Origin of the sequence: Streptomyces sp. NPDC091271 (assembly GCF_044757505.1) — a bacterium.
GTDB lineage: Bacteria > Actinomycetota > Actinomycetes > Streptomycetales > Streptomycetaceae > Streptomyces.
The window spans coordinates 77,571-92,737 of record NZ_JBIVVD010000004.1 but is presented as its reverse complement, the minus strand read 5'-3'; the positions used below and the strand labels follow the sequence as shown (position 1 = coordinate 92,737).

The 15,167-nt window shown below is 70.2% G+C and carries 16 protein-coding genes and 1 pseudogene; 6 read left to right on the top strand and 11 right to left on the bottom strand.

Features of this window, described 5'->3' with window-relative positions:
- Positions 1 to 19: 19 nt before the first annotated feature.
- From ACIQM3_RS16970 to ACIQM3_RS16955, 4 genes are all read right to left on the bottom strand, one after another.
- Positions 20 to 658: a lactate utilization protein C gene (locus tag ACIQM3_RS16970; RefSeq protein ID WP_401624565.1), complete on the bottom strand. Its 639-nt coding sequence runs from the start codon at positions 656 to 658 to the stop codon at positions 20 to 22.
- On the bottom strand, positions 655 to 2,199 hold the full coding sequence (locus ACIQM3_RS16965; protein WP_401624563.1) for a lactate utilization protein B: 1,545 nt from the start codon (positions 2,197 to 2,199) through the stop codon (positions 655 to 657). Before ACIQM3_RS16965 ends, ACIQM3_RS16970 begins: the two co-directional genes overlap by 4 nt.
- The gene (locus tag ACIQM3_RS16960) at positions 2,196 to 2,963 is read right to left on the bottom strand and encodes a (Fe-S)-binding protein (RefSeq protein WP_401624561.1); all 768 of its coding nucleotides are present in this window, start codon (positions 2,961 to 2,963) and stop codon (positions 2,196 to 2,198) included. The genes ACIQM3_RS16965 and ACIQM3_RS16960 overlap by 4 nt, the downstream gene beginning before the upstream one ends.
- A gap of 153 nt (positions 2,964 to 3,116) precedes the next feature.
- Positions 3,117 to 3,848: a FadR/GntR family transcriptional regulator gene (locus ACIQM3_RS16955; protein ID WP_401624559.1), complete on the bottom strand. Its 732-nt coding sequence runs from the start codon at positions 3,846 to 3,848 to the stop codon at positions 3,117 to 3,119.
- Positions 3,849 to 3,990: 142 nt separating this feature from the next.
- Here ACIQM3_RS16955 and ACIQM3_RS16950 point away from each other — a divergent pair.
- Together ACIQM3_RS16950 and ACIQM3_RS16945 are read left to right on the top strand one after the other, a co-directional pair.
- Positions 3,991 to 4,262: pseudogene (locus ACIQM3_RS16950) on the top strand (response regulator transcription factor); the annotation flags it as partial.
- Positions 4,263 to 4,405: 143 nt separating this feature from the next.
- Positions 4,406 to 5,329, top strand: a complete 924-nt coding sequence (locus ACIQM3_RS16945; protein ID WP_401624557.1) for a DUF2510 domain-containing protein — start codon at positions 4,406 to 4,408, stop codon at positions 5,327 to 5,329.
- A 407-nt stretch (positions 5,330 to 5,736) separates the two neighbouring features.
- Here ACIQM3_RS16945 and ACIQM3_RS16940 read toward each other — a convergent pair whose 3' ends face one another.
- Entirely contained in the window at positions 5,737 to 6,468 is a 732-nt protein-coding gene (locus tag ACIQM3_RS16940; RefSeq protein WP_401624555.1) for a MerR family transcriptional regulator, read from the bottom strand.
- Positions 6,469 to 6,672: 204 nt separating this feature from the next.
- On the opposite strand from ACIQM3_RS16940, the gene ACIQM3_RS16935 reads away from it, so the two are divergent.
- On the top strand, positions 6,673 to 8,175 hold the full coding sequence (locus ACIQM3_RS16935; protein ID WP_401624553.1) for an alpha/beta hydrolase: 1,503 nt from the start codon (positions 6,673 to 6,675) through the stop codon (positions 8,173 to 8,175).
- Between the two features lie 72 nt (positions 8,176 to 8,247).
- On the opposite strand, the gene ACIQM3_RS16930 is transcribed toward ACIQM3_RS16935, so the two are convergent.
- The 3 genes from ACIQM3_RS16930 to ACIQM3_RS16920 form a co-directional block, all read right to left on the bottom strand.
- Positions 8,248 to 9,429, bottom strand: a complete 1,182-nt coding sequence (locus ACIQM3_RS16930) for an alpha/beta hydrolase family protein (RefSeq protein WP_401626423.1) — start codon at positions 9,427 to 9,429, stop codon at positions 8,248 to 8,250.
- Between the two features lie 691 nt (positions 9,430 to 10,120).
- Entirely contained in the window at positions 10,121 to 10,306 is a 186-nt protein-coding gene (locus ACIQM3_RS16925) for a hypothetical protein (RefSeq protein ID WP_401624551.1), read from the bottom strand.
- Complete coding sequence (locus ACIQM3_RS16920; RefSeq protein WP_401624549.1) at positions 10,303 to 10,722, bottom strand: ATP-binding protein; 420 nt, start codon at positions 10,720 to 10,722, stop codon at positions 10,303 to 10,305. The genes ACIQM3_RS16925 and ACIQM3_RS16920 overlap by 4 nt, the downstream gene beginning before the upstream one ends.
- 229 nt (positions 10,723 to 10,951) lie before the next feature.
- On the opposite strand from ACIQM3_RS16920, the gene ACIQM3_RS16915 reads away from it, so the two are divergent.
- The 3 genes from ACIQM3_RS16915 to ACIQM3_RS16905 are packed head-to-tail and all read left to right on the top strand — an operon-like array spanning position 10,952 to position 13,317.
- A complete protein-coding gene (locus tag ACIQM3_RS16915) occupies positions 10,952 to 12,217 on the top strand; it encodes an XRE family transcriptional regulator (protein ID WP_401624547.1) in 1,266 nt (421 codons plus the stop codon).
- Complete coding sequence (locus tag ACIQM3_RS16910) at positions 12,214 to 12,741, top strand: GNAT family N-acetyltransferase (RefSeq protein ID WP_401624545.1); 528 nt, start codon at positions 12,214 to 12,216, stop codon at positions 12,739 to 12,741. The genes ACIQM3_RS16915 and ACIQM3_RS16910 overlap by 4 nt, the downstream gene beginning before the upstream one ends.
- A gap of 57 nt (positions 12,742 to 12,798) precedes the next feature.
- A complete protein-coding gene (locus ACIQM3_RS16905; protein ID WP_401624543.1) occupies positions 12,799 to 13,317 on the top strand; it encodes a hypothetical protein in 519 nt (172 codons plus the stop codon).
- A gap of 77 nt (positions 13,318 to 13,394) precedes the next feature.
- Here ACIQM3_RS16905 and ACIQM3_RS16900 read toward each other — a convergent pair whose 3' ends face one another.
- The 3 genes from ACIQM3_RS16900 to ACIQM3_RS16890 form a co-directional block, all read right to left on the bottom strand.
- Entirely contained in the window at positions 13,395 to 14,000 is a 606-nt protein-coding gene (locus tag ACIQM3_RS16900) for a DUF2637 domain-containing protein (RefSeq protein ID WP_401624541.1), read from the bottom strand.
- Positions 13,997 to 14,173 (bottom strand): hypothetical protein, encoded by a 177-nt coding sequence (locus tag ACIQM3_RS16895; protein ID WP_401624539.1) that lies wholly within the window; start codon positions 14,171 to 14,173, stop codon positions 13,997 to 13,999. Before ACIQM3_RS16895 ends, ACIQM3_RS16900 begins: the two co-directional genes overlap by 4 nt.
- Positions 14,174 to 14,243: 70 nt before the next feature.
- The gene (locus ACIQM3_RS16890; protein WP_401624537.1) at positions 14,244 to 14,957 is read right to left on the bottom strand and encodes an HGGxSTG domain-containing protein; all 714 of its coding nucleotides are present in this window, start codon (positions 14,955 to 14,957) and stop codon (positions 14,244 to 14,246) included.
- Positions 14,958 to 15,167 lie beyond the last annotated feature (210 nt).

The window sequence follows — 15,167 nt, the reverse complement described above, 5'->3', positions numbered from 1 at the left end:
ACGACCCGAACGTGGGGCCCTAGGCGTCGGTGCGGATCACCACGGCGAGGGTGCGGGGGCCGTGGACACCTTCCACCCGCTCCAGTTCGATGTCGGACGTGGCCGACGGTCCGCTGATCAGGGTCGTCGGCCTCTCCGGCACAAGCCGGGCCACCGCCTCCGGCACGCCGGCCACGACCGAGGACAGGTCGACCACGCACACATGGAGGTCGGGGACGAGGGACAGGGCACGCCGCCCCTGGTCGGGCGATCCGTCCAGGAAGATCGTGCCGGTCTCGGCGCAGCTGACGGCGGAGGCGGTCACCACGCCGTCCAGCGCGTCGAGACTCGGCGCGGGGATGTCCGCCGAGTCCCGCTGGACCTCGCCCTCGTAGGCGCCGAGCCACTGCTCGTCCAGCCCGTCCGGGACGCCGATCCGCCGCGCCCCACGCTCGCGCAGGACCTCGGCGATCACCTCGGCCGTGCGGTCCGCGGTGCAGGGATGGACGTACGCCTTGTAGTCGACGAGCCGGTCGGTCAGGAGCGCGAGGCGTTCGCCGTCCGGGAGGGTGCGGCCGGTGCGGTAGGCGCGGGGGATCGCGGTCTCCGGGGTGGGTGCGAGCGCCAGGGCGTCCCTGATGCGGCCCAGCACCGTGTCGCGTGCGGTGGGGGTGGTCACTGATCCTCCTCGGGGCCTTCGGCGGTGCGCCCGGCGCCCTCCTCGGCGGCGGCCCGCATCGTCGCCGCTCCCTCGGGCGATGCCAGCCAGGAGCGGAAGGACTGCTTGGGCGGGGCGGCGGTGTCGCGGCTGTCGCTCCAGCCGCTGAACGGGACGGGCAGACGCGAGATCGTGCCGTCGCGTCCCCCGACGACCCTGCCGAGGGAGGCGGCCTTCTGCGCCGCGGTGAAGAGCTTCGGCTTCCTCATCACACCGGCAGCGGCCTTCATGGCGAGCTTCTCCGCCGTCGTTCCGGACTGTTCGGTGTGCTGGTGGCGCAGTTCGACGAGCATCGAGGGGATGTCGATCTTCATGGGGCAGGCGTCGAAGCAGGCGCCGCAGAGGCTGGAGGCGTACGGCAGCGAGCTGTTGGGGTCGTTCTTCGCCGCGTCCATCCCGGCGAGCTGCGGGGTGAGCACCGCGCCGATCGGACCGGGGTACGTTGATCCGTACGCGTGCCCGCCGGCCCGTTCGTACACGGGGCAGACATTGAGGCAGGCCGAGCAGCGGATGCAGTTGAGCGCCTCCCGGCCGATCGCGTCGGCGAGCGCGGCGGTGCGGCCGTTGTCGAGGAGCACCAGGTGGAAGTCCTGCGGCCCGTCTCCCGGTGTCACGCCGGTCCACATCGAGGTGTACGGGTTCATCCGCTCACCGGTCGAGGAGCGTGGCAGCAACTGGAGGAACACCTCCAGGTCCTGGTAGCGCGGCAGGACCTTCTCGATCCCCATCACGGTGATCAGGGTGTCGGGCAGGGTCAGGCACATCCGGCCGTTGCCCTCGGACTCGACGACGGAGAGGGTTCCGGACTCGGCGATGCCGAAGTTCGCGCCGGAGACGGCCACCTTGGTGGTCATGAACTTCTCGCGCAGATAGGCGCGGGCGGCGGCGGCCAGATGCGCGGGCACGTTGTCGAGTGCGGGGTCGACGCCGGGGATCTCCTTGAGGAAGATCTCCCGGATCTCGTCGCGGTTGCGGTGGATCGCGGGCACCAGGATGTGCGACGGCTTGTCGTCGGCGAGCTGCACGATGAGCTCGGCCAGGTCGGTCTCGTACGGGGTGATGCCGGCGGCCTCGAGGTGTTCGTTGAGGCCGATCTCCTGCGTGGCCATCGACTTGACCTTGATGACGTCGCTGCTGCCGGTCGCCCTGATGAGCCGGGTGACGATCTCGTCGGCCTCCACGCCGTCGCGCGCCCAGTGGACGGTGCCGCCGTGCTCGGTGACCTTCCGCTCCAGCTGTTCGAGCAGCTCGGGCAGCCGGTTCATGGTGTCGGTCTTGATGGCCGATCCGGCGTCACGCAGCTCTTCCCAGTCCGGGAGTTCGCCGGTCACGTTGACGCGCTTGGCACGGATGGTGCGGGTGGCCCGGCCGAGGTTGCGGCGCAGCTGCTCGTTGCGCAGTTCGTCGTGGGCGGCCTCGGGGAACTTGCGCTCCCCCCGCAGGTTCCCGGTCCCGTACGGGGAGCGGGGCGGGGCGGCGGGCATGCCGAGGAACGTGCTCATCGGGCGGCCTCCATCAGGGCGTACGGCGCGGTGCGGGTGGAGCCGAGGATCTGGGCGAGATGCAGGGTGCGCGTACCGGACTTGATGCGGGAGAGCCCGCCGCCGATGTGCATCAGACAGGAGGAGTCCCCGGCGGAGCAGACATCGGCCTTCGTGGCGGAGATGTTGCGCATCTTGTCCTGGAGCATCGCGGTGGAGGTCTCGGCGTTCTTGACGGCGAATGTGCCGCCGAAGCCGCAGCAGGAGTCCGCCTCCGGCAGCTCGACGAGGTCGATCTCCTCGACGGCGCGCAGCAGCCGCAGCGGCTTGTCACCGACCCGCAGCATCCGGAGGGAGTGGCAGGTGGGGTGGTAGGTGACGCGGTGCGGGAAGTACGCGCCGACCCGGGTGACTCCGAGGACGTCGACGAGCAGCTCGGAGAGCTCGTACGTCTTGGCCTTGACCGTGGCGACCCCGGCGCGGAGCGCCGCGTCGCCGTACCGCTCGGCGACGATCTCGTGCTGGTGGCGCACCGAGCCGGCACACGATCCGGACGGCATGACGACCGCGTCGATCGAGGCGTCCCCGAACTGCTCGGCGAAGTTGCGCACCAGCGGGACGGGTTCGCGCTGGTAGCCGGTGTTGACGTGCATCTGGCCGCAGCAGGTCTGGTCCGGCGGGAAGACCACCTCATGGCCCAGGCGGGCGAGCAGCACCGCGGTGGATTTCACCGCCTCCGGGAAGAGTGTGTCCCCCAGACAGGTGGCGAAGAGTCCGATACGCATGGGGCCTCCTCGATCGATTTATGGTCCGACCATACTAGCCTCGGTCCGCATGGGAAAGCCTACGGGCACGCCGGATCGAGAAGACGCCGAACGGGAGCGGGGGCGGTGCGTGTGCACCGCCCCCGCTCCCGTTCAACTGGAGCCGGCCCGTTTCTACCGGGCGTCGTTCTCGTCGACCAGCGTTCCGTGGAGGCCCCGGATGTGTTCCTCCACCAGGTCCGCGGCCTCGCCACCCCGGCCCTCGCGTACCAGCCGCAGCAGTTGCGCGTGCTGGGCATTGAGCGCGCCCGCGGTCTCCGGCCAGTCGTCGGCGTCCTCCAAGGCCCGAAGGATCAGCGGGCGGACCGATTCACGCACCGCCGAGGTGAGTGTGGAGGTGAGCGCGTTGCCGGAACTCCCTGCGATCAGCACATGGAAGCGGGTGTCGAGGTCGTTGAATTCGTCCACGCCGACATCCGGGTCCCCCATCCGCCGGACGAGCTCCTCCGCCGCGTCGAAGTCCTCGGCGAGGGCGTGCCGGGCGGCGGCCTCCCAGCTCGACCGCTCCAGGACGACGCGCGCCTCCAGTACGTCGTGCAGGCTGTAGCTGCCGAGCGCGAAGTGCAGGCGCAGCAGACGGCCGAGCGCGTCGTCCGGGTTGCGCACGATGCGCGCCCCGGAGTCCGGGCCCCGGCCGGGCTGGGCGACCAGGACGCCGATGGTCTCCAGCACCCTGAGCGCCTCGCGCAGCGCGGACCGGCTGACGCCGAGCACCGGCGCGAGCTTCCGCTCGGGCGGCAGGCGGTCCCCCGCCTTGAGCTCTCCGGCGAAGACCCGCTCCTCGATACTCTGGAGCACGAGCTCATGGGTGCGCGACTGCCGCACGGGTTGCCACTCGACGGGCATCCGCTACTCCCTGTTCCCGGCGATACACATGCCCCGACTATGTCACACAGGAGATGTGGTCGGACCAAAGCAGGACTGCCGGACCGACCCGAACCCCGGGAGTTCGTTCAGCGGCCCGGGGCGCTGTTCCCCTGCCCGCGGTTTCCTCTATCCGGGTGCGGTGACCCCCTGATCCGAAACCATCTGCACCGGGTCAGGGACGGCGGCGACGTTCCGGAGCGGGCGATCACCGAGCGCGAGGAGGAGATCCTCAAGCTGGTCGCCGAGGGCCACTCGTCGAAGGAGATCGCGGGCATGCTCGTGATCAGCGTCAAGACCGTCGAGCGGCACCGGGCCGATCTGCTGCAGACGCTGGGACTCCGCGACCGTCTGGAGCTCACCCGGTACGCGATCCGGGCCGGGCTGATCGAGCCGCCTCATGCCATGGCGTCGGCCCCAAGACGGCCTGGCGGTACCCGCAGGGTGGCTCGTTCCCGACGGACACGGCGACCTCGGGGTGACCACGGCCACGCTGTGCGTTTCATAGGATTCTCACCCAGTGCGCCTACGGTGCTCCTGTGACCCAGACGACCCCGCCCGGCTGGCATCCAGACCCCGGGCACTCAGGAATCGGCCCCCTTCATGAACGCTGGTGGGACGGGAGCCGCTGGACCGACCAGCTCCGGATACCTCCCGCGACGGTCCGGCGTCGCCGCCGCATTCGCATCGGCGCGGGCATAGCCGCCGGCATCGTCGTACTCGCGGCCGTCGGTGGCGGCGCGTACCTGCTGGGCGACAGCTCGGACGACAGCGCCGACACCGTGTCCACGGGCCCCGCCCCCTCGGGGAGCCCACGTCTGCCGGGCGCCCCGGACGGCGGCGAGCAGGACGGCGGCGGGAGCGGCGGCCAGGACGGCGGCGGGGGCCAGAGCCCCGATCAGCAGATGCCCCAGACCGAGGAGGGGTACGCGACCGACGCGGCCAGCGGCATAAGCATCCCCGTACCGGACGGCTGGACCGGCCAGTCCGGACCGGTCGGCGCGGGGGTGACGACCGGTGAGTACGCCTGCCCCGGCGACGAGTCCGAGAAGTGCGTGCGCGGCGGGGTGTTCTCCGCACCGGCTCAGGCCCTGAAGGTCGAGGCGACCACGGCGAAGGCCGCGGCGGAGGCCGACATCAAGGCCAACGCCGAGGAGTCGTACGGCGAGAAGATCTACGGCGGCATCACCTCTCACGAGGAGCTCAAGTCCGAGGCCGTCACGGTCGCCGGGCAGAAGGGCTATCAGGTGCGCTGGAAGGTGGTGACGAAGAACGGGGACGACGGATACGTCGAGTCGCTCGCGTTCCCCTCCCCCAACGTCGAAGGCATGCTGGTGGTTGTCCGTTCGGGCTTCGACATCAACACCGAGGCGCCGAAGCTCTCGGTGCTGGACGACATCACCAAGGGCATCAAGGAAGCGGAGGGCGCCGGTTCCGGCTCCGACGCGGGTGAGACCGCCTGAGTGATCCGATCGCGAACGGAGGCCGTACCGGAGAGTCCCGGTACGGCCTCCATTCGTACGTTTCCGCTCCAGGCATTCAGGACGCCGTGAAGAGGAGCGACCCGGCCGGGGACGAGCCCGAGGGGCCTCGTGGCGTCATCGCCATCAAGTCCGGCCGGGTCCTGTCCCAGGTCCTCCGGGCCCACCCCCATGCGGGTGAGCAGCTCCGCAGGGGCAGGTCACGTACGAAGGTCAGCGTGTGGACCGGGGAATCCTCCTGCCGGAACAAGGCCACGCCGCGGCCCGTCTCGGTACTCGTCATACCGTGGACGCTGCCCCCACCGACACCCCCTGCGGACTTCCGTCCTTGACAGCTCACCTTGCCGGAGGAGTTCGCACTGAATCGCACGACTGCCGAGTCGGCGCTGTCATGTCCCGGCGGGGTCGTCCTCCGAGAGCAACGCATTGACGCGTTGCAGGATGTCGAGCTGGGCCTCGTTGTAGAACTCGACCAATGCGTGGACGACCACCGATTGGGTGATCGCCGCTTCCCGGCGGGAGGAGGTTTCCAGGTCGCTCAGGAAAGGTTGGTCCTCCTGCTGTCTGCGCGCTTCGGGCGCGAGGCGTTCCGCGAGCGACTGCCGCACATCCTCGGGCGCGTCCGCGGGGAGGGCGTCGAACTGCTCGGCGACATCGCTGCGAGGCGCTGCGAGCTGCTCCTGGAGCGCCGACATCGCCGAGGGGGTGAGAATGCTGGAGTACGCCAGCAGGAAGGAACGTTGGGCCTCCGGCAGGTCGAGGGCGAGCGGCTTGAAGTCCGCCGGCAGGTCGATCGAGGCCCGGTTGTCCAGGATCGCCGCCAGTTCCCGTCGCATGCGCCGCTGGCGTTCGATGCTCGCCGCGAGCTCTGCGTCCAGAGCACGCAGGATCTGCTCCCCCTTCTCGTCGGCGGCCTCGACCGACGGGATGTCCGACAGTGGCACGCCGAGGTCGACCAGCCTGCGGAGGCGTAGGAGGCGGACCAGGTGCTTGATGCCGTACTGCTTGTAGCCGTTGGCCGCCCGTTCCGGCTCGTCCAGCAAGCCGACCTCGTGATAGTGCCGGACGGTTTTCAATGTCGTGCCCGCGAGTTCGGCCAGCTGTCTCGTGCTCCACGCCACCGGCAGACCCTTTCCTGCTCCGCTCCCCGTCGATGTCCCGCCGGCCGGCGGGATCGTCTCCGGGAGACGGCCCATTCAAGACCGTGCCCCAGGGGCACGGTCAACCCCGACCGCGCCACCCTTCACACCGGCTTGACCGTGCCCCGAGGGCACGGAGTGCGATGGGTGTGGACACAACCGCGAAACGGGATCGGGAGACCGGACATGAAACGACAACGCGGTATCGGCTCGGCCCTGGTGGTCGTCCTCGGCCTCGGCGGCTCGCTGCTCGCGCCCCCGGCCGTCGCGGACGGACCGCGGGCCCCTCAGATCGATTGGGGCACCTGCCCCGACGATGTCGTGGCCGAAGCGGCTCCGACCGAGCTGCAGTGCGGAACCGTGTCCGTGCCGGTGGACCACGCCGACCCGGGGAGCGCTCGGATCGACCTCATGATCTCCCGGCTGGCCAGTACGAACCCGGACAAGCGGCGCGGGACACTCATGCTCAACCCGGGCGGCCCCGGAGGGTCCGGACTGGCGCTGCCCGCGCTGCTGGTGGCCCGGGGCCTTCCCGCCGGCGTCCTGGACGGCTACGACCTGATCGGCATGGACACCCGCGGCATCGGGCACTCTGCGCCGGTCTCGTGCGGGCTCACGCCGGACGGCCCCTACATCGCCAACATTCCTCCGTACGCGGTCGACGACGCGGCGGTTACCGCGCAGGCGAAGGTCGCCGAGCGGGTGGCCGACCAGTGCGCGGACCATGACACCGGCGGATTGCTGCGCCATCTGACCACGGCGAACACCGCCCGCGACCTGGACCGGATCCGGGCCGCGCTCGGCGAGGAGAAGACCAGCTATCTCGGCTACTCCTACGGAACGGCCCTGGGCGCCGCCTACGCGTCGATGTTCCCCGAGCGATCGGACCGCATCGTGCTCGACAGCAACATCGGTGACACCCACCTCGACCGCGACGGCATGCGCCGCTACGCCCTCGGGATGGAGCAGTCCTTCCCCGACTTCGCGAAGTGGGCAGCGGCACGGCACGACAGCTACGGCCTGGGCCGTACTCCCGCGCAGGTCCGCGCGACCTACCTCGCTCTCGCCGAGCGACTCGACAAGGCTCCGGTGGCGGGCTTCGACGGCAGTCTGCTGCGGCTGTCCACCTTCGCCCATCTGTACAAGAAGATGCAGTACCCCAAGCTGGCTCAGCAGTGGCAGACGCTGGCCGACGGGGACGGAACGGCGGCCCGCCGCCTGCTGTCCCAGAACTCCGCCGCAGGCGGTGTGCCGTCCTCATTCGACAACTCCTTGTCGGTGTTCCTGGCAGTGACCTGCAACGACATCAAGTGGCCCGAGAACGTCGACACCTACCGGAGCGGCGTCGCCGAGGACCGCCGGCGCTACCCGCTGCTCGGCGCCGCCACCGCCAACATCACGCCCTGCGCGTTCTGGCCGCACGCCCCGGCCGAGCCGCCGGTCGCGATCGACGACGACGGGCCGAGGAACGTGCTCCTCGTACAGAACCTGCGCGACCCGGCAACACCGCACCTCGGCGGGAAGATGCTGCGCCAGAAGTTCGCGGACCGGTCCCGGCTGCTCAGCGTCGACGACGGCGGGCACGGCGCCTACGTCCTCGGCGACAACCCCTGCGCGCTGAACACGGCCACCCGCTTCCTCGTCGAGGGCCAGCTGCCCGACAAGGACACGGTCTGCCCCGCAGGCTGACCCCCGCCCCGGCCGGCGCCGGAGGCGGAGGTCCCGGACGCCGTGACGCCGCTGCCGGTCGTGGGTGGGTCGTCAGAGACAGGTGCTTGTGTCCGGGGTGCAGAACTTGACCTCCGGGTAGCGCTTGGAGGGCTTGTCCAGGAGGGGCTGGGGCCGGTGGCGCAGGTGCAGTTCCAGGAACGCGCGGGTGTATCTGCGAGTGATCTCCGAGGCACGGGCCGCCGGCAGGTCGGCGCCGATATCGATTCCCAATTGCCCGGCCAGCAGTCCGATGTCGGTGAAGGAGGCGTGTTCGGCTCCGGCCACCACGAGCCACCGTTTCCACCCGGTCAGGCGTTGCCAGTCGCGTTCCCAGGTGGCGACCGCGTCGCCACCGCTGCCCGGGCTGTACTGGGCCTGCCTGCCGAGGAACAGGAACGGCCGCGACAGGCCGCTGTCCGGGATCGGGACCTGGGTCGAGCCGTCGACGTCGACTCCCACGCGCACCCGCGAGTCGGCCAGCATGGACGTGACGGCGCTCGCACCGCCGACGGAGTGGCCCGCCATCGCGATCCGCGACGGGTCGATGAGCCGGGCGCCTCTCCATTTCGCGTGCGGCCCGGTCAGTTCGTCCAGTACGAAGGAGACGTCGGCGGCCCGGCCCTCGACCAGCCGGTTCCAGAACCCTTCGTCATGCGGGACCTCGCAGGCGGCGCAGTGAGCGACCCGCCCGTCCGGGAAGGTGGTGGCGACGCTCTCGTAGGTGTGGTCGATCGCGGCCACCATGTAGCCGTGGCTCGCGAGGTCCTCGGCGAGAGTGGTCAGCGTGGTGCGCGGCTTGGAGAAGCCCGGTGAGAGCACGACCAGCGGCAGACCGCGCACGCGCCCCGCCGGTCGGGCGTCGGCGAAGGCGTTGGTCCGCGTCGTGCTCAACACGTCCAGCGGCACACCGGTGATGCCCCCTTCCTCGAGGAGCAGTTCCGACTCGGTCGGAGTCATGTACTGCGCCCGCCGCCCGCTCGGCGACGCCGCCGGATACCACAGGGAAACCATGAGTTCGCGCGCGGTCACCCCAGAAACCCAGGGATCGGGGCGTGAGCCGTCCGTGAGGTGCAGGGACGTGGTGCCGACCGCGTGGCGTCCGGTCGGATCGGGCAGATACGGCGCACTGCCCGGGCCGTCGTCCGCAGCGGCAGGAGGCCCGCCCACACCGACGGCGAGAGTGAACAGGGCCGTGACAACGGTCAGGCCACGACGGAAGAGCGCATGGTTCATCGGGTTGTTTCTTCCAGTCAGCGCGGGCGGGCCGTCGTCGTAGCGGCGGCTCACCTCGCGTGGTCCGGTTACCGGCATGGCCATGAAGGCTCCTTGCGTATGGGTACTTGGCTGCGTGAACGCTAGGTGCGGGGCCGCCCCGGACGCGTCACCCGTCCGAACCCCTTGCGGTACCGCGCTGGGACGATCCCAGGGCAGGTCATCCCTGGGATGTACGCGGGCGATGTATGCACCTCGGGTGGACATGACCGCCGAGACGGACTCCGCAGACCCGTTGCCGCCCGCGAACCTCGGGGGACGTCCAGGCTCCCGGTCCGCCGGCCGTCAGGCGACGCAGCCGCCCTGACCCCGCCGCCTGTCCGGCGACCGCATACGCCGCGGCGCCTGACCGAGGCCCGAGCGGGCTCTGGTCGCCGGGAACGACCGAGGGCCGGTTTCGGATTTCTCCGAAACCGGCCCTGATCTACGACTCTCACGAGTCGGGACGACAGGATTTGAACCTGCGACCCCTTGACCCCCAGTGAACGAAACACCGTCCAGGGGGGTCCGTGAGATCCAGGGAGTGCGGAAACGTCCAGGTCAGCGCCACAATTTCCGTGTCAGTCCGTGCAGTCCGTGAGATCTGTGTGAGACGGACGTGAGAAGCGAAGCCCCGGCCGGTGGAGTTCACCAGCCGGGGCTTCGTCGTGTCTCAGCACTGCCGCGATTCGAGCAGAGTCAGCCGCTCGGGGTGCTCCGAGGTCCACCACCGGCCCGGACCGAGTTCCGGCCGCAGCACCCACACGGCGCCGCCCTGCACGTCCGTGACGATCCCGCGCCGGTCGGCGTCCTCGTCATGGATCAGGTCGCCCACCCAGGGCGTTCGTTCGCCGCTCATCCGCGTTCCTTCCCGTGCAGCTCTGCCCACACCCGCTTGCCCCACGGCAGCGGATCAGTTCCCCAGCGATCAGCCAGCTCCGCCACGAGCACGAGGCCGCGACCGCCTTCGTCCTCGTCATCCGCTTCCTTGGGCGCCGGGGGCACCTTCGAGAAGTCCACGACGCCGATGCGCACGCACGCCGCTCCGGGGCGGTCGATGACGACCCGGATGGACTCCCGCCGGGCGTGCTGGACGGCGTTGGACACCAGCTCGGAGACGATCAGCGCGCCGTCCTCGGTCAGCTCTTCCAGCTCCCAGGCGGCGCAGGCAGTGCGCACCAGGCGCCGGGCCGTCGCGGCGCTCTCCGGCTCACGCGGCAGGGTCTCGCTGTAGCCGGGGTGCCCGGTCGGCCTGGAGGTGGTGGTCACGGTCATCAGGACCCCTCGTAGGTGAGCGGGAGGCACAGCCCGCCCCCGACGGGGGCCAGGGGCGGGCCTCTCTGACCTGCCACCGGGCTGTCCTTACCGGTGGCGGCCTGTCACTCAGTCAACGACGCCTTGTGACTGCCCGTGAGGAAATGTCAGGCCGCCGTGCATCGCGGGCAACCGGAAATTTCGGCGCTGCTCCGGCGCCACGACCCTGCTACCTCGCTACCTTGAAGACGTGGAGGAGAACAGGCACCTGGCGGACGCGCTCAAAGAAGCAGGGCTGACCCAGACCGAGTTGGCGGAGTCGGTGAACGACTACCTTCGGTCCATCGGCAGGGAGGGCACGGTCAGTGATCGCACGGCGCGTCACTGGCTGACCGGAAAGACCCGCTGGCCCCACCCTCGGCAGCGCGAAGCCCTGGAGGCAGTATTCGGCTGTACCGCCGGGGAACTGGGCTTCACACCCCCAGCGGGCAGCCCTAGCCCTACCAGGACGGAGGACCCTGTGCACCGCAGGAACTTCCTCACCGCAGCCACCGGGACGACGGCCGCTGTCGTGCCCCTGATCGCCGCCAGGCCGCACGCGGTCGGCACCACCGACGTGATCCGCCTCCGCAGCGGCCTGGACGCCCTGACGGCCCTGGACGCCTCCAGAGGCGGGCATGAGGCCCTGGAGCGGGCCGCGCTCGCGGGTGCTGCGGAGGCCCTGGACCTCCAGAAGCGCGCGGCCTCCCAACGCATCCGGCAGCGCCTCTTCAGCGTGGCCGCGAACTACACCGCGTCGGCGGCGTGGTCGGCCGTGGACGCCCGCCAGAGCGACCGCGCACAGAGCCACCTGAACCGCGCCCTGTACCTGGCGGGCATGGGGAAGGACCCCGTGGCGGAGCTGCGCGTGTGGAACAGCCACGCCATGCTCGCCGTCCATCGCGGCGAGTTCTCACAAGCCGTGGACGCGGGCCAGGCCGCGCAGGCGACCGCCGTCACACGGCGCGATCCGCTGTTCGCCTCCCTGGCGCACGCACGGACGGCCATCGGGCATTCGGTGGTCGGGGACCGCCGGGGGGCCCTGCGGTCGCTGGGGCACGCGGAAGACGCCCTGTCGAAGGCGTCCCTGGAGGAGTCCCGACCGTCGTGGGTGGCGTTCTACGGGCCTGCGGAGCTACTGGCCATCACCGCCATCGTCCGGGACGACATCGGGGACGCAGCGGGCGCGGAGGCGGCCTCACACCGCGCCCTGGCCGCCATCCCGAAGCAGTTCCGCCGGAACCGCGCACTCGCCACCCTTCAGCTCGCCCTGACGCAGCTTCACCAACGGGACATCGACCAGGCGTGCGGCACAGCGGCGAAGGTGTTCGCGCTGATGGCTGGTGACCCCCTGCCGGGCCGGATGCGCTCGTTCCTCGGGGACTTCCACCGTGACCTGATCACTCTGGCGCCGGACTCCGGCACTGCGCGAGAGTGGGAAGACCGCTACCGATCAGAATGGAGCCAGGCCCGATGACCTCCGCCTTGGAGCTGCGCCACTACAGCCATGACGACCTGTCGGAGATCCGACAGACGTTGATCGACGTGCACGCGGACGTACACGCCGACCGGATGGCGGACGACGACTTCCGGCAGAAGTTCCCCTGGTTCGTGGACCACTGGGGCGGGAACCCCGGCTTCTCCTGCGTGATCGCGTACGACGGCGCCGACGTGGTGGGCTTCGCGTACGGCGCCCCCGGCGCGGAGGGCCGCGAATGGTGGCGGGAGCACATGGACCCGGCGCCGGAGAAGGGCCGCACGTTCCACTTCTCGGAGCTGATGGTGCGCGAGCAGTGGCGGAAGACGGGCGCTGCCGAGCGCCTTCACAGAGCGCTGATGGACGCCAGGAACGAAGATCTCGCGGTGCTGCTGGTAGACGTGACGCACCCGAAAGTGGAAGCCCTGTACGAGTCGTGGGGGTACCGGAGGGTCGGGGAGGACCAGCCGTTCCCGGATTCTCCGGTGTACGCCGTGATGCTCGTGGATCTCCCACTGTCCTGACGCCTGGCTCCCAGACCCGGGGCCCGGGGCGTTGCAGCGATCGAACATCATGCACGCATGGACTCAGGACTTGCAGCGGTGCTTGGCGCCGGAATCACCGGCGCCGTAGCGTCGTCGGGCGCGTTTCTCACCTACCGACAGACGAAGGTCCAGATCAGGAGCAACGCGAAACTGGCGCTCCGTGAGCCGAGGCGGAAGGTCTACAGCGACTTCCTGGCTGCCTGCCGAGGAGCGGTTGAGGCCGTACTGGATCTCGTAGACGAGGACACGGGAGAGGTGGACCTAGGACCTCTCTGCCTTGCGCTTGACGAGCGCTTCCCGGCCCTGATGCATCTGCTTGCCGAAGTGGACCTGGAGGGGCCGCAAGCAGTGAGTGACACGGCAAACCAGGTGATCAAAGCACTCTCGGACCTGCATGCGACCGCTTACAGCGCAGACCTTTCCGGGCTGGTTGACGATGACGGTCGCCCTGTTCGGATCAGCGGCAACTTCATGGCCGAAGCCCGCGCAGCGATGAAGGAGTTCGTAAGGGCCGGACGCAAGGCGCTTCAGACCGACGCGGACCAAGCGCAGTAGCTGGGCAGCTTGGCAGCACGCCGGCTCGCGTTTACACGGCAGGAAGCCGCAGCTCCCGGGCTGCGGCTTCCTCGCGTTCAGACTGCCGCTGCCAGGCCATCCCGGATGCGCTGAGCACGGGCCTGCCCGATCGCGTACCGGGCCTTCAGCTCCCGCACCGAGGGGTACCCGTCGGCGTACTCGCGCCGTACCCGAGCCGTGAGCGGGTCCGGGTGCGCCTCCGGTACGGCAGGTACGGCCACCGGCGCGGTGAGCACAGCGGGTACGCCCTTCGCCGGGCGGAAGACGGCCAGGCGCTCGTGTACCTGCCGCATGAGTGCCCCGAAGGCCAGCAGGGCGGCCACGGGAGGTACGGCCGCCACCACGTACTCCAGCACCGGCCGCCCGGTGCCGACGGCGGCCACGTTCAGCGCGATGGAGCCGAGGGAGCCGGAGGCAGTGAGGCCAACGGCCCACGGGTCGGTGCGCCGCTCCAGCGCGGCCCGGAGCATGAGCAGTTCTCCGGCGACGATGAACAGGTCCACGGTCGCGGGCCACGCCCAAGCGCGGGCGCCGTCCAGGCCGTACCCCCGCGCGAGGTCGTGCAGGTGCTCGTACGAGAGCCAGAAGGCGGCGGCGGTGAGCGCCACGATGACGGCCGCTGCTGCCCCTGCGAGGGCAGTGAGAGCGGTGGGGCGGGTCATCGCTGCACCTCCCCGTCCAGGGCTGCGAGAAGCGCCCGGTAGCGCTGTACGCCCGGCGTGGGCTCCAGCGCGGCGGCGACCGTCCGCAGGGAGCGGAGACGGCGCGCGCGGTCCTTCTGCGGTGTCTCCTGCCCGGCGGCCGGAGGCAGTTCGGTAGCGTTGATGTAGACCATGGCCTGCTCCATTCAGGTTGTGGCTAGGCCCTGTCCCGGTGGTGAGAGACCGGGGCGGGGCCGTGGGTGTTCAGACGGACAGCTCGCGCGGTCCGTCGTTCTCGGTGGCCATGCTCCGCAGCAGACCAGCCATCACGTCCGGCAGGCGGTGCTGCTGCTCGGGCGTCAACTCCAAGGCGTCGAAGGCCCGGTTCATCGCCTCGAACATGATCTTCGTCTGGACCTCGGCGATCGTCACGAGCCGTTCGTTTACACCCATGCGGGCCGCGAGGTCGCACATCTTCAGCAGCCGGTCCCGTTCCTCCCCGTACAGCCGCACCCATCCGTTCACGGCCGCGCTGTACGTGGTGTCCACACCCGGGAACTCCCCGCCCTGCCGCTCCACTTCGGAGGTCATGCCCCATACCAGGGCCTCGGCCTCGGTCTCCTGCACGCGCTCCAGCAGCCACGCCACATGGCCGGACGCCTGCCGGATCAACCGGGAGACGACGACCGCCGGGTCTTCCTGCGGGCCGTCCACATCCCCGTACGTGCGCAGGAACTCGGCCGTGGCTTCCCGGCGCTGCGCGGCGGCCCGCACCTGCGGCGCTGCACCACCGTGCATCCGGCACACGGTCGCCCCGGTGACGGCCATGCCCCGGCACCGGCCGCCGGACCGCGTCCGGGCCGTACAGCGGCCGTCCTCGGGCGTCTCCGGGCCGTTCCCGCCACCGGTGGCCGCCTGGACGCGCGCATGGGGTCCGCGCCCTCCAGACGCGCGCATGGGGTTGCTCGCCTCGCTCATGATCTCGCTCCTCTGCTGTGCTTCTTGCGACCCCGGTGTGGGGTCGCAGTTCGGGGGTTCGGGGGACCTGTTCACCTGTTCACTCCTACGGAGTGTGAACAGGTTGAACAGGTAGGGTCCCGGCTGTTCTGAACAGGGCTGAACAGGTTGAACAGGTAGTGGCCTGACCTGCGGTGATACCTGTTCAGGGTGCTGAACAGGTCGGAGCCT

Excerpts from the sequence above, each read along its gene's own strand:
- ACIQM3_RS16925 (WP_401624551.1), bottom strand. The coding sequence starts at position 10,306 with ATGAGCGGCGAACGAACGCCCTGGGTGGGCGACCTGATCCATGACGAG.
- ACIQM3_RS16890 (WP_401624537.1), bottom strand. The coding sequence starts at position 14,957 with ATGAGCGAGGCGAGCAACCCCATGCGCGCGTCTGGAGGGCGCGGACCC.
- ACIQM3_RS16960 (WP_401624561.1), bottom strand. The coding sequence starts at position 2,963 with ATGCGTATCGGACTCTTCGCCACCTGTCTGGGGGACACACTCTTCCCG.
- ACIQM3_RS16905 (WP_401624543.1), top strand. The coding sequence starts at position 12,799 with ATGGACTCAGGACTTGCAGCGGTGCTTGGCGCCGGAATCACCGGCGCC.
- ACIQM3_RS16900 (WP_401624541.1), bottom strand. The coding sequence starts at position 14,000 with ATGACCCGCCCCACCGCTCTCACTGCCCTCGCAGGGGCAGCAGCGGCC.
- ACIQM3_RS16895 (WP_401624539.1), bottom strand. The coding sequence starts at position 14,173 with ATGGTCTACATCAACGCTACCGAACTGCCTCCGGCCGCCGGGCAGGAG.
- ACIQM3_RS16920 (WP_401624549.1), bottom strand. The coding sequence starts at position 10,722 with ATGACCGTGACCACCACCTCCAGGCCGACCGGGCACCCCGGCTACAGC.
- ACIQM3_RS16955 (WP_401624559.1), bottom strand. The coding sequence starts at position 3,848 with ATGCCCGTCGAGTGGCAACCCGTGCGGCAGTCGCGCACCCATGAGCTC.
- ACIQM3_RS16935 (WP_401624553.1), top strand. The coding sequence starts at position 6,673 with ATGAAACGACAACGCGGTATCGGCTCGGCCCTGGTGGTCGTCCTCGGC.
- ACIQM3_RS16910 (WP_401624545.1), top strand. The coding sequence starts at position 12,214 with ATGACCTCCGCCTTGGAGCTGCGCCACTACAGCCATGACGACCTGTCG.
- ACIQM3_RS16965 (WP_401624563.1), bottom strand. The coding sequence starts at position 2,199 with ATGAGCACGTTCCTCGGCATGCCCGCCGCCCCGCCCCGCTCCCCGTAC.
- ACIQM3_RS16930 (WP_401626423.1), bottom strand. The coding sequence starts at position 9,429 with ATGAACCATGCGCTCTTCCGTCGTGGCCTGACCGTTGTCACGGCCCTG.